Below are 12,438 nucleotides of genomic sequence, written 5' to 3'. Positions count from 1 at the left end.
GTTCAACCCCAGCCCCGGCGCGAACGCGCCCGGTAGGTCCATTTATTCTTTGTCAGCATCGGTGAGACAGCGCCTGGGGGGATTCTCAGGTAGCAAGTCCGTCTCCCCAGAAAGGATTCGAGCCAGATGACGGTACTCGACTCGATTCTCGACGGGGTCCGCGCGGATGTGGCCGCTCGGGAAGCCCTTCTCGACTTCCAGGCGGTCAAGGCGGCCGCCGCGGCCGCGCCCGCGCCGCTGGACGCCCGCGCGGCGCTGCTCGAGGACGGCATCGGCGTGATCGCCGAGGTCAAGCGAGCAAGTCCGTCCAAGGGCGAGCTGGCGGACATCCCGGACCCGGCGAGCCTGGCCAAGGCCTACGAAGACGGCGGCGCGCGGATCATCAGCGTGCTCACCGAGGGCCGCCGCTTCAACGGGTCGCTCGACGACCTGGACGCGGTCCGCGCCACGGTGAACATCCCGATCCTGCGCAAGGACTTCGTCGTCGGTCCCTACCAGATCCACGAGGCGCGCGCGCACGGCGCGGACGTCATCCTGCTGATCGTCGCGGCGCTGGAGCAGGACGTGCTGTCCTCCCTGATCGACCGCACCGAGTCGCTGGGGATGACCGCGCTGGTCGAGGTGCACACCGAGGAGGAGGCCGACCGCGCGCTGGAGGCGGGCGCGTCGGTGATCGGCGTGAACGCCCGCAACCTCAAGACGCTCGAGGTCGATCGTGACGTCTTCGCGCGGATCGCGCCGGGACTGCCCACCGAGGTCATCCGGATCGCCGAGTCCGGCATCCGCGGCACCGCCGACCTGCTGGCCTACGCGGGCGCGGGCGCGGACGCCGTCCTCGTCGGCGAGGGACTGGTGACCAGCGGCGACCCCCGTGCGGCGGTCTCCGAGCTGGTGACCGCGGGCACCCACCCGTCCTGCCCGAAGCCCGCGCGGCGGGGCCGGTGACGGGCGTGGCGGCACTACCACGGGCCAGTGACGGCGTCGCCCAGCGCAGCGGCCACGAGCCGGACGCGGGCGGCCACTTCGGCGTCTACGGCGGCAGGCACGTCCCCGAGGCGCTGATGGCCGTCATCGAAGAGGTGACGGCCGAGTACGAGAAGTCCCGGCTCGACGACTCCTTCCTCAACGAGCTCGACCGGCTGCAGCGCGACTACACCGGCCGTCCGTCGCCGGTGTTCGAGTGCACGCGCCTGGCCGAGCACGCGGGCGGCGCCCGCATCCTGCTCAAGCGCGAGGATCTGAACCACACGGGCTCGCACAAGATCAACAACGTGCTCGGTCAGGCGCTGCTCGCCAAGCGGATGGGCAAGGCCAGGGTGATCGCCGAGACCGGCGCGGGCCAGCACGGCGTCGCCACCGCGACCGCCTGCGCGCTGCTCGGCCTGGAGTGCGTCGTCTACATGGGCGCGGTCGACACGGCGCGCCAAGCGCTGAACGTGGCGCGCATGCGCCTGCTCGGCGCCGAGGTGGTCTCGGTGACCTCCGGGTCGCAGACGCTCAAGGACGCCATCAACGAGGCGCTGCGCGACTGGGTGACCAACGCCGAGGACACCTACTACTGCTTCGGCACCGCCGCGGGCCCGCACCCGTTCCCGATGCTGGTGCGCGATTTCCAGCGCATCGTCGGTATGGAGGCCCGCGCCCAGGTCCAGGCCTCGACCGGCCGGTTGCCCGACGCGGTCGTCGCCTGCGTCGGCGGCGGGTCCAACGCCATCGGCATCTTCCACGCGTTCCTCGACGACGCCGACGTCCGGCTGATCGGATACGAGGCGGCAGGCGACGGCGTCGACACCGGGCGGCACGCGGCCACGTTCACCGGCGGGACGCCGGGCGCGTTCCAGGGCGCCTACTCCTACCTGCTGCAGGACGAGGACGGCCAGACCATCGAGTCGCATTCGATCTCGGCGGGCCTGGACTACCCGGGTGTCGGCCCGGAGCACGCCTACCTCAAGGACGTCGGCCGTGCCGAGTACCGGCCGATCACCGACACCGAGGCGATGGACGCGCTGCTGCTGCTCAGCCGCAGCGAGGGCATCATTCCCGCGATCGAGTCGGCGCACGCGGTGGCGGGCGCGCTGCAACTGGGCAAGGAACTCGGCCCGGACGCGATCATCCTGGTGAACCTCTCCGGCCGAGGCGACAAGGACATGGACACGGCAGCACGGTGGTTCGGGCTGTTCGACACCGAGCCGCAGGAGGCCGACCAGTGAGCCAGCAGTCCCGCCTGGCGAACACCTTCGCCGCCTGCCGCGCCGAGGGCCGCGCGGCGCTGATCGGCTACCTGCCCGCGGGCTACCCCGACCTGGCCGGTTCGATCGAGGTCGTGCGCGCGATGGTCGAAGCCGGCTGCGACATCGTCGAAGTCGGCGTCGCCTACTCCGACCCGGTGATGGACGGCCCGACCATCCAGGCCGCCGCCGAACAGGCGCTGCGCGGCGGCGTGCGCGTGCGTGACGTGTTCTCCGTGGTCGAGGCGATCACCGCCGCGGGCGGCAAGGCCGTCGTGATGAGCTACTGGAACCCGGTGCTCAGGTACGGCGTCGACAACTTCGCACGGGATCTGGCCGCCGCCGGTGGCGCGGGCATCATCACCCCGAACCTGATTCCGGAGGAGGCCGATGACTGGTTCATCGCCTCGTCCACGCACAACCTGGACCGCATCTTCCTGGTCGCGCCGTCGTCCACCGAGGAGCGCCTGGTGAAGACGCTCGAGGCCAGTCGCGGCTTCGTCTACGCGGCCTCCACGATGGGCGTCACCGGTGCGCGGGACGTGGTCTCCTCGGCCGCGCCCGCCCTGTGCGCCCGCATCCGGGCCCACTCCGACATCCCGATCGGTGTCGGTCTCGGCGTCCGGTCGGGCGAGCAGGCCGCCGAGATCGCCTCCTACGCCGACGGCGTCATCGTCGGCTCTGCGCTGGTGAGCGCGGCGGGCCAGGGACTGGACGCGGTGCGGGCACTCACGGCGGAACTCGCCGACGGCGTGCGGTCGGCAACCGTCGCCTCGTAGAACCCGATTCGCGGCGCCGAGGACCCCATCGCCGCGCCGTCTCAGCGGATACGGAACCTCGACGTCCGATCCGCATGCTCCATGCGATCGCACCCCGGTGGCCCCGGAGACGCTGCGATCCTCGGCGCTGGTGAGCGTGGGCTGCGCTTCGTCGAGGGCACGCGAGCGGATCCAGCTGTTGTCGGTGATGAACGCCGTCATCAGCCGGGTCGTGCCCGGCAATCGCCCTGGGTTCCGCGCGGTCGCGCTCCGGCCGCCCCCCTGATCTGAGATCAACCTCCGCGGGCGCGCTCGGCGCGGCGGTGGTGAGCCCGGTCACGACGAGGGCGGTGCGGTGGTGGCGGGGCGGTCGGGCATCTCCGCTACGGTGGCCCCGTGACCTTACGAGTCCTCGCAGACAGTGTCCTGGCCGACGGCGGCGTCAGCGGCGCCGTGCTGGCCTACATCCCCAGCCCCGCGCGGGGCGTGTGGCAACTCGGGCCGTTCCCGCTGCGGGCGTACGCCCTGTGCATCATCCTCGGCATCGTCGTCGCGATCTGGTGGGGCGAACGGCGCTGGCGCGCTCGCGGCGGGAAGCCCGGCGCGATCCTGGACGTCGCGATGTTCGCGGTGCCGTTCGGTTTGGTCGGCGGCAGGCTCTACCACGTGGCCACCGACTGGCAGAAGTACTTCGGCGCGGACGGCGATCCGGTCGACGCGCTGAAGATCTATCAAGGCGGGCTCGGCATCTGGGGCGCGGTGCTGCTGGGCGGCATCGGTGCGTGGATCGGCTGCCGGATATACCGGATCCCGTTGCCCGCCTTGGGTGACGCGGTGGCCCCGCCGATCCTGCTCGCCCAGGCCATCGGCAGGCTCGGCAACTACTTCAACCAAGAACTCTACGGGCGGGAGACCGACCTGCCGTGGGGTCTGGAGATCTACCGGCGGGTGGGCGACGACGGCCGGCTCGACATGATGAACGGCGCCTCCACCGGCGTGGTGGAGAAGGTCGTGCACCCCACCTTCCTCTACGAGCTGCTGTGGAACGTGCTCGTCGTCGTGCTGCTGGTCTACGTGGACAAGCGATTCCGGATCGGCCACGGGCGACTGTTCGCGCTGTACGTCGCCGGTTACTGCTTCGGCCGGTTCTTCATCGAGCTGATGCGCGCGGACGAGGCGACGAAGATCGCGGGCATCCGGATCAACTCGTTCACCTCCGCGGTCGTGTTCCTGGGCGCGATCGCCTACTTCGTGTTCGCGACGAAGGGCCGCGAGACGCCCGAGCAGTTGCAGCCCGGTGCGAGCCCGCGCCCATGGCCGTGGCAGATCGGCGCGCTGCGTGCCGCAGGTGCGGTATCGGCCGAGAAGCCCTCGGACACCGCCCCATCCGAGACCGGGACCGATACCGCCGCGTCCGAGGGCGTGGTGCCCGATGCCGAGTCCCGTGCTCCTGAGCCGGGCGGGCGGTCCACGGACGAGGCCGCCGGGTCCGGGGCCGGGACCGCCGAGACCGCCTCGGACAAGACGGATTCGGGAAAGCCCGCTTCGGACAAGAGCTGATCGTTCGGGGAGATTCGTAGCCGCCGACAGCGAATTCATCTCCACGGCAACGATCCGGCGATCCGCTGCGATAACTACTCGCGGGGCCGAACGCTCCGGGGGCGACAACCCGGTCGATCCCGGTGACAATGACTCGTGATCGTCGCGAGCGGCAGTTCGGCGATCCAGCTTGGCCGGGGGCCGACAAGAGGGTGCCCGCACTAATGAGGAGGACATGAGTGACCGACCCTTACCAGCAGAATCCGGGCGCCGGGGGACCGCAGTACGGCCCGCCCGGCACCGGACCGGATCTGACCAAGCCGCTGGACGCGCAGAGTCAGCCGCAGTACAGCCCGCCGTCGGACCCCTACGGCCAGCCGCAGTACGGCCAGCCCGTTGACGCTTACGGTCAGCAGCCGGGCGGCTACCCGCCCGCGCCGTACCCGGGCGGCCCCCAGGGCTACAACCCGAACGACCCGGAGGCGCCGTGGGGCCGCGATCCCTTCGGCGTACCGCTGTCGGACAAGCAGAAGCTCATCGCGGGCCTCCTGCAGATCTTCCTCGGTGGTTTCGGCGTGGGCCGCTTCTACCTCGGTTACACCGGCCTGGGCATCGCTCAGCTGGCGGTCACGATCGTGACCTGCGGCCTCGGCAGTATCTGGGGGCTCATCGACGGCATCATGATCCTGGTCGGCAAGGTTCCCGACGCGCAGGGCCGCCCGCTGCGCGACTGAATGCGGCGGTAGGGACGGAAACCCGGAGGCGGGCACGAAAGTGCCCGCCTCCGGCGTCTGCGGCGAAATCGACGAGCACAACTCTTTCGCGCACGATGATCGCGATACTGTCGGTCGGGTGAACCCGGGCGTAGCATGACCGGATTCGCGTGCCGTGTGTGGAGCCCCACGCACCGAAGAGAGGGATTACGTGCGTCGTAAGCTGTTCGCCGCCGCCATGCTCGCCATCGTCGCCGCCACCGGGCTGAGCGCCTGCGGCGCCAGCGACCCGAACGTGCTGAAGGTCGGCACGGAGGGCACCTACGCCCCGTTCAGCTTCCAGGGCTCCGACGGCAAGCTCACCGGCTACGACGTGGAGGTGATCCAGGCGGTCGGCGACAAACTCGGCAAGAAGGTCGAATTCGTGCAGACGCCGTGGGACGCCATCTTCGCGGGCCTGGAGTCCAAGCGCTTCGACCTGGTGGCGAACCAGGTTACGGTGAGCGAGGAGCGCACGGTCAAGTACGCGCTGTCGTCGCCTTACACCACCTCGGCGGGCGTGATCGTCACCCGCGCCGACAACAACGCCATCGCAGGCCTCGCCGACCTGCGCGGGAAGACCTGCGCACAGTCGGCCACCAGCAACTGGAGCAAGGTCGCCACCGAGGCGGGCGCGAAGGTCGAGGCCGTCGAGGGCTTCGTGCAGGCCGTCCAGCTGCTGAAGAACGGCCGTGTCGACGCCACCGTCAACGACAATCTCGCCGTCGCCGAGTACACCAAGAAGACCGGCGACACCAGCGTGAAGATCGCGGCGCGCACCGGATCGGAGAGCAAGCAGGCATTCGCCGCGCGCAAGGGCGACGCGCTGATCACCGACGTGGACAACGCGCTGAACCAGCTGCGTGCCGACGGCACCCTGGCGAAGATCTCCGAGAAGTATTTCGGCACCGACGTCAGCCGGTAGCCGGCATCGTTCATGGACGCCGCCACCCGGGATCTCATCTGGCACAACCTGTGGCCGATGCTGCAGGCCACCGTCACCAAGACGCTGCCGCTCACCGCGATCAGCTTCGCCATCGGCCTGGTCCTCGCGCTGTTCGTCGCGCTGGCCAGGATGTCGGCGGTGTGGCCGCTGTCGGCGGCGGCCCGCTGCTACATCTCGATCATCCGCGGTACACCGCTGCTGGTGCAGTTGTTCATCGTGTTCTACGCGCTGCCGCAGTTCGATATCGTCATCGACCCGTTTCCCGCCGCGGTGATCGCGTTCAGCCTCAACGTCGGCGGGTACGCGGCCGAAGTGGTGCGCGCCGCCATCCTCAGCGTCGCGACCGGCCAGTGGGAGGCGGCGCAGGCGCTCGGCATGTCCTACCCGATGATGCTGCGGTTGATCATCCTGCCGCAGGCCGCGCGGATCGCCGTGCCGCCGCTGTCGAATACGTTGATCTCCCTGGTGAAGGACACCTCGCTGGCCTCGACCATCCTGGTGACCGAACTGCTGCGCGTCGCCCAGCTCGCGGCGGCGCCGACCTTCGATTTCTTCGCTCTCTACGGCGTCGCGGCACTGTACTACTGGGTGATCTGCCTGATCCTCGGGTTCGGGCAGACCCGGCTGGAAACGAGATTGGCCCGTCATGTCGCCCGCTGAGTATCCGTTTGTACCTGCTACGCGCCGCCGTTCATTTTTTTCACCAAGGATTCACCATGGCCACGGCGGGCCCTGGGTACCGAGCGGGACTAGGCTCTACCCGTGATGCGACGGACGAAGATTGTGTGCACGCTCGGACCGGCCACTGCCACCGAGGACCGTATCCGCGAACTCGTCGAGAGCGGTATGGACGTAGCTCGGCTGAACTTCAGTCACGGCGAGCACGCGGACCATGCCGAGAACTACAAGAAGGTGCGTCAGGCTTCCGACCACCTCGGCCGGGCTGTCGGCATTCTCGCCGACCTGCAGGGTCCCAAGATCCGCCTCGGTCGCTTCCTGGAAGGCAAAACCGTCTGGGCGACGGGTGAAGAGGTCCGCATCACCGTCGACGACATCGACGGAACCCACGACCGCGTGTCCACCACGTACAAGGAACTGGCGCAGGACGCCAAGGCCGGCGACCGGCTGCTGGTCGACGACGGCAAGGTCGGGCTCACCGTGACCGGCGTCGACGGCAACGACGTGGTCTGCCGGGTCACCGAGGGCGGTCCGGTCTCCAACAACAAGGGCGTCTCGCTGCCGGGTATGGACGTGTCGGTTCCCGCGCTGTCGGAGAAGGACATCGAGGACCTCGAATTCGCGCTGAAGCTCGGCGTGGACTTCATCGCGCTGTCGTTCGTGCGTTCCCCGTCCGATGTCGAGCTGGTGCACGACGTGATGGACCGGGTGGGCCGCCGGGTGCCGGTGATCGGCAAGCTGGAGAAGCCGGAGGCGATCGACAACCTGGAGGCCGTGGTCCTGGCCTTCGACGCGGTGATGGTCGCGCGCGGCGATCTCGGCGTCGAACTCCCGCTCGAGCAGGTGCCGATCGTGCAGAAGCGCGCCATCCAGATGGCTCGCGAGAACGCCAAGCCGGTCATCGTCGCCACGCAGATGCTGGAGTCGATGATCGAGAACTCCCGCCCCACCCGCGCGGAGGCCTCGGACGTGGCGAACGCGGTGCTCGACGGCGCCGACGCGGTGATGCTGTCGGGCGAGACCTCGGTGGGCAGGTACCCGATCGAGACGGTGCGCACCATGGCGCGCATCGTGCACGCGGTGGAGACCGAGTCGACCCGGGTCCCGCCGCTGACCCACGTGCCGCGCACCAAGCGCGGCGTGATCTCCTACGCCGCCCGCGACATCGGCGAGCGGCTCAACGCCAAGGCGCTGGTCGCGTTCACCCAGTCGGGCGACACGGTGCGCCGCCTGGCCCGGCTGCACACTCCGCTGCCGTTGCTGGCGTTCACGCCGCTGCCGGAGGTGCGCAGCCAGCTCGCGCTGACCTGGGGTACCGAGACCTTCATCGTGCCGACCGTCGACAGCACCGACGCGATGATCCACCAGGTGGATGTAGCACTTCTGTCGATGGACCGATACCAGAAGGGTGACCTGGTGGTCATCGTGGCCGGGTCGCCGCCCGGTACCGTCGGGTCCACCAACCTGATCCACGTTCACCGAATCGGTGAGGAGGACCACTAGTGAGTTCCCTGAGCAGCTCCGTCGACGTCGCGGAGCCGCCCGCGCACCACTCCGACCTGAATGTGCTGCTGGGTCTGCTCGATCTCGAGCAGATGGACGAGGACGTGTTCGTCGGCCAGCACCCGGAGAAGGTGTGGAGCCGGACCTTCGGCGGGCAGCTCGTCTCGCAGGCCATCATCGCGGCGGGCCGGACGGTCGGTGACCGTCCGGTGCACGCGGTCAACGCGCATTTCGTGCGCGGCGGCGACGTGAAGAAGCCGATCGAGTACCGGGTCGACCGTCATCGCGACGGGCGGGCGTTCGCCAACCGCACGGTCACCGCCAGCCAGGACGGCCAGGAGCTGTTCGTGATGCTCGCCGCGTTCCAGGATTGGGGCACGGGACTCGAGCACGCGCACGCCCAGCCGGAGGTGCCGGACCCGGAGACGCTGCCGCGGGTGGAGGAGAGCTTCGAAGGCTTGGAGGACAAGCTGGAGATGTTCGTGAAGGCGCCGCATCCGATCGACATGCGATACACCAACGACCCGGCGTGGATCCTGAAGGGAACGGGGGAGCGGCTCAACCACAACCGCGTGTGGATGCGCGCGGACGGCAAGCTGCCCGACGATCCGCTGATCCACGTGGCGACGCTGGGCTATTCTTCCGACACCACGGTGCTGGACTCGATCATCACCACCCATGGGCTGTCGTGGGGTCTGGACCGCATCATCGCGGCCACGGTGAACCACTCGATCTGGTTTCACCGCCCGTTCCGTTTCGACGAGTGGGCGCTGTACTGCACCGAGTCACCGGTAGCCGCGGGTTCCCGTGGCCTGGCGACCGGGCGCTTCTACTCCCGCAGCGGCGATCTGCTGGCCACCACGGTGCAAGAGGGACTCATCCGCCACTTCCCCGCGCGGCGCTAGGACTACAGCAGTTCGTGGTGGCGATCGATGTCGAGATCGACGTCGGTGCGCTGTGAAGCGCGGATCGAGACCGGGATCCCGCGTCCCGGCTCGGTTCGCGCCAGCTCGGAGATTCCGTGCAGCAGTTGCCGTTCCAGCGCCGCCATGTGGTCGTCGGTCAGTTGATCCGGCGCCCCGACCAGGCTGAGCGCGATCTCGTAGGTGCTGCGGTCGTCCGAACCCTCGTAGGACGGATCGCTGTCGGAGCTGTTCTCGAGAGCCGCGTGGGCCGGGTCGTCGGCGTCGACCGGCAAGGTGAAGCGCCAGGCGAACACGTCGCGGTCGGCGAGGTGTTCGTCGACCACCGCGCGCACGGTGTCGACGACGCGTTCGAGGATTTCCGGTGTCACATAAACATGGAGCGAAACATCCGAAATGCGTTTCGGCATGTCTGATTCCTGTCCTGTGTCGAACCAGCAACGGCGGAGAGTGTTGTCCGGCGGGAGTTTAGTGCGTCCGGGACGGAAATGGACATAGCCGGGTGGTAACAGGTTGACGCGCGACGTGTCGACCTGCGTCACGCCGTGTGGTTGTCCGCGGCGGCGCCGGCGATCACCTGGTGCGTTGGGCGGCGAGGAAGGTCGCCAGCGGTGCGGGCGCGCCGCCGGGACGGATCACCAGCCCGCGGCGCTCGTCGTGTGGCCAGCGCGGCTGCTCGTGCGGGGCGAGCGCCAGCAGCAGCGGCACCAGTGTCTCGGCGATCCGGTCTCCGACCTCGCAGAACGCCTGGGCGGACAAACCGACCGGGTCGGCGATGTTCTCCCGCCCGACCAGCGACAGATCATTGCGCGCCTGGTGCAATTCGGCGACCGTGCGCGCCCCGGTGACGTGGGCGATGCGGTGTGCCTCCAGCAGCGTGAAGGTGCGCGGGCCCGCACCGAAGGCCAAATCGATAACCTGGTCGCGAATCTGCTCGGTCATCGTGAGGACCAGGTCGGCCTTGTCGATCATCTCCGGCTTCAGGCGACGGGCGCGGAAATTACCCGGGTCGGCGCCGAGTCCGGCGATGGTCTGCGCGGCGAGCGGCTCGACCGGAAATCCGACCAGCGCACGGGTTCCCGCGCTCTCGGCGGTGAGGTAGGGGAGATCGTATTCGACCGCGAGGGCGCGCGTGAGCCGCTCGGCGATCACCGAACGGCAAACGTTGCCGTTGCAGACGAACAGGACGTGCATACAGAACACGATAAGGGGCACGGAAGCTACCAGACGGTCCCAAGTCGTTAGTCCCACATGTGGGAACAACATATTCATCTGCTCGTAGCGCGCCGTACACGAAGCTCGCCGCTTTCGGCCTCTGGCCTGCGACGTACGTCACTCCGCGGAGTGATGCGGTTGGGATTCTCCTGCTTGCAGTACCCGGGGCGCACGCATTCAAACGCTGCTCTGTGATTACTCCGTGATATGACGCGTGCGCAGACTACCCGGATTCGCCGCCCTGGTAAAAGGATTCGCTCACGACGTGCTCGATGGGGCTGGTCTGTCCTGGACCCGACCGCAGGTGGAGACCAGCGACCGCCCGAGGCGGCGACAGGTGCGAACCGCGCGAGCCCGTTTGACGTCTCCCTGTCGCCGTACACGTGATCGACGCCGCGACAGGCGAAGTGGACCTCCTGCCGGATTCCGCCGCCACCGGAGCCCTGCGGGAACTTCCGCCCCCAGTTCCGGTGCGGCGCGGCCCGGTCCCGTCGTGGGTGCCCGGCTGTCCGGTACGGCTGACCCGGCTATCCGCAACACGCACCCCACGGTGATTGATGCATCCCTCAGGGAGCGACGAGCCCCAGCAGTCGCCAGGGCACGACGCCCCGTTGTGTCCAACGCAACGCAACCGCGCACCATCAGTGAAGTTGGGGAGACAACGCCCCGCCGAATGACAGCCCAGGGATGCACCCCACAAGCCCTGATCACCAACGTACCGTCCCCACCCAACGCAACCACCCCGTCGGGGGGTTCGGGGGGGCGAAGCCCCGCCGAGCGGGGCCTGGGGGTTGCACCCCCAGAAGAAATGACGAGCACCCAAGCGAGCGCTCACCGCGAGCAGGGTTCCCCCAAAGCGAGTGCCGAGTGTGGGACTCGAACCCACACGTCCTTTCGGACAACGGTTTTTGAGACCGTCGCGTCTGCCAGTTCCGCCAACTCGGCGCACCGGGTGGCAACTATAGCGGGTCGGGTGGCGTCAAAGCGAATGGGTCGGTCGTTGCGGCGCGAGCGCACGGTTTGCGCAGGGTATATGCGTTCTATGCCGAAGTGAAAGGTACTCTTTACATCACTCGACAGCCCGATGGTCGGCCCGAGTTCGCCCGGTGCGATCGCGGCTTTCCTTCGATTGGGCCGGGTACAGGGCATCGGAACCAGAGGGGTCTACCTATGAGCACAGCAGCTGGGGGCGCCGGCACCAAACGGGACGCCGGGGCGAAGCGGGTCGTCGTCGCCGAAGACGAGGCGCTCATTCGCATGGATCTGGTCGAGATGCTGACCGAAGAGGGCTATCAGGTGGTCGGCGAGGCGGGTGACGGTCAGCAGGCGGTGGATCTCGCGGTCGAGCACCGGCCGGACCTGGTCATCATGGACGTGAAGATGCCGCGTCGCGACGGTATCGATGCCGCGGCTGAGATCGCGTCGAAACGTGTTGCGCCCGTGGTGATCCTGACCGCGTTCAGTCAGCGTGACCTGGTGGAGCGGGCGCGGGACGCCGGTGCGATGGCCTATCTGGTGAAGCCGTTCACGAAATCGGATCTGGTGCCCGCCATCGAATTGGCGGCCAGCCGGTTCCACGAGATCACCGCGCTGGAGAGCGAGGTCGCGAATCTCGCCGACCGGCTCGAGACGCGCAAGCTGGTCGAGCGCGCCAAGGGTGTTCTGATGCAGACCCAGGGTCTTTCCGAGCCGCAGGCGTTCAAGTGGATTCAGCGCACCGCAATGGACCGCCGCACCACCATGAAGGCGGTCGCGGAGGTCGTGTTGGAGAACCTGACGCCGAAGTGACCGCGGCAGCGGGAAAATTTACGCGGACGAAACGTCATCGTGAACAAGAATTCGAAACGATGTCGCGCGCATGATCCGAATGTGATGCGGAACTAACGTACCGACGCT

General features: G+C 68.3%; 12 protein-coding genes and 1 tRNA gene. 10 read left to right on the top strand and 3 right to left on the bottom strand.

Annotation, left to right across the window (positions count from 1 at the left end; all coding sequences use genetic code 11):
* The first annotated feature begins 126 nt into the window (after nt 1–126).
* From trpC to IU450_RS32305, 9 genes are all read left to right on the top strand, one after another.
* Nucleotides 127–945 (top strand): indole-3-glycerol phosphate synthase TrpC, encoded by an 819-nt coding sequence (trpC, locus tag IU450_RS32340; RefSeq protein ID WP_040777193.1) that lies wholly within the window; start codon nt 127–129, stop codon nt 943–945.
* Nucleotides 942–2,210: a tryptophan synthase subunit beta gene (gene trpB / locus IU450_RS32335; protein WP_195153493.1), complete on the top strand. Its 1,269-nt coding sequence runs from the start codon at nt 942–944 to the stop codon at nt 2,208–2,210. The genes trpC and trpB overlap by 4 nt, the downstream gene beginning before the upstream one ends.
* Complete coding sequence (gene trpA, locus IU450_RS32330) at nt 2,207–3,007, top strand: tryptophan synthase subunit alpha (protein WP_195153492.1); 801 nt, start codon at nt 2,207–2,209, stop codon at nt 3,005–3,007. Before trpB ends, trpA begins: the two co-directional genes overlap by 4 nt.
* A 375-nt stretch (nt 3,008–3,382) precedes the next feature.
* On the top strand, nt 3,383–4,546 hold the full coding sequence (gene lgt, locus IU450_RS32325; RefSeq protein WP_324197903.1) for a prolipoprotein diacylglyceryl transferase: 1,164 nt from the start codon (nt 3,383–3,385) through the stop codon (nt 4,544–4,546).
* A gap of 218 nt (nt 4,547–4,764) precedes the next feature.
* Nucleotides 4,765–5,259 (top strand): TM2 domain-containing protein, encoded by a 495-nt coding sequence (locus IU450_RS32320; RefSeq protein ID WP_195153491.1) that lies wholly within the window; start codon nt 4,765–4,767, stop codon nt 5,257–5,259.
* Nucleotides 5,260–5,476: 217 nt separating this feature from the next.
* Complete coding sequence (locus IU450_RS40240; protein ID WP_228835443.1) at nt 5,477–6,202, top strand: amino acid ABC transporter substrate-binding protein; 726 nt, start codon at nt 5,477–5,479, stop codon at nt 6,200–6,202.
* A 12-nt stretch (nt 6,203–6,214) separates the two neighbouring features.
* On the top strand, nt 6,215–6,883 hold the full coding sequence (locus IU450_RS40235; RefSeq protein WP_195101296.1) for an amino acid ABC transporter permease: 669 nt from the start codon (nt 6,215–6,217) through the stop codon (nt 6,881–6,883).
* 102 nt (nt 6,884–6,985) lie between these two features.
* A complete protein-coding gene (gene pyk, locus IU450_RS32310; protein ID WP_195068570.1) occupies nt 6,986–8,404 on the top strand; it encodes a pyruvate kinase in 1,419 nt (472 codons plus the stop codon).
* Nucleotides 8,405–8,496: 92 nt separating this feature from the next.
* A complete protein-coding gene (locus tag IU450_RS32305; RefSeq protein WP_228782459.1) occupies nt 8,497–9,309 on the top strand; it encodes an acyl-CoA thioesterase in 813 nt (270 codons plus the stop codon).
* Nucleotides 9,310–9,311: 2 nt separating this feature from the next.
* On the opposite strand, the gene IU450_RS32300 is transcribed toward IU450_RS32305, so the two are convergent.
* From IU450_RS32300 to IU450_RS32290, 3 genes are all read right to left on the bottom strand, one after another.
* Nucleotides 9,312–9,737, bottom strand: a complete 426-nt coding sequence (locus IU450_RS32300) for a hypothetical protein (protein ID WP_195153490.1) — start codon at nt 9,735–9,737, stop codon at nt 9,312–9,314.
* Between the two features lie 163 nt (nt 9,738–9,900).
* A complete protein-coding gene (locus IU450_RS32295; protein WP_195153489.1) occupies nt 9,901–10,521 on the bottom strand; it encodes a low molecular weight phosphatase family protein in 621 nt (206 codons plus the stop codon).
* 882 nt (nt 10,522–11,403) lie between these two features.
* A tRNA-Leu gene (locus tag IU450_RS32290) sits at nt 11,404–11,487 on the bottom strand.
* A 225-nt stretch (nt 11,488–11,712) separates the two neighbouring features.
* Here IU450_RS32290 and IU450_RS32285 point away from each other — a divergent pair.
* Complete coding sequence (locus IU450_RS32285) at nt 11,713–12,330, top strand: ANTAR domain-containing response regulator (protein WP_040777220.1); 618 nt, start codon at nt 11,713–11,715, stop codon at nt 12,328–12,330.
* Nucleotides 12,331–12,438: the final 108 nt, after the last annotated feature.

Source organism: Nocardia abscessus, assembly GCF_015477775.1.
Classification (GTDB): domain Bacteria; phylum Actinomycetota; class Actinomycetes; order Mycobacteriales; family Mycobacteriaceae; genus Nocardia; species Nocardia abscessus_A.
Note: the sequence above shows the minus strand (reverse complement) of the source record. Positions and strands in the feature narration are given on the sequence as shown.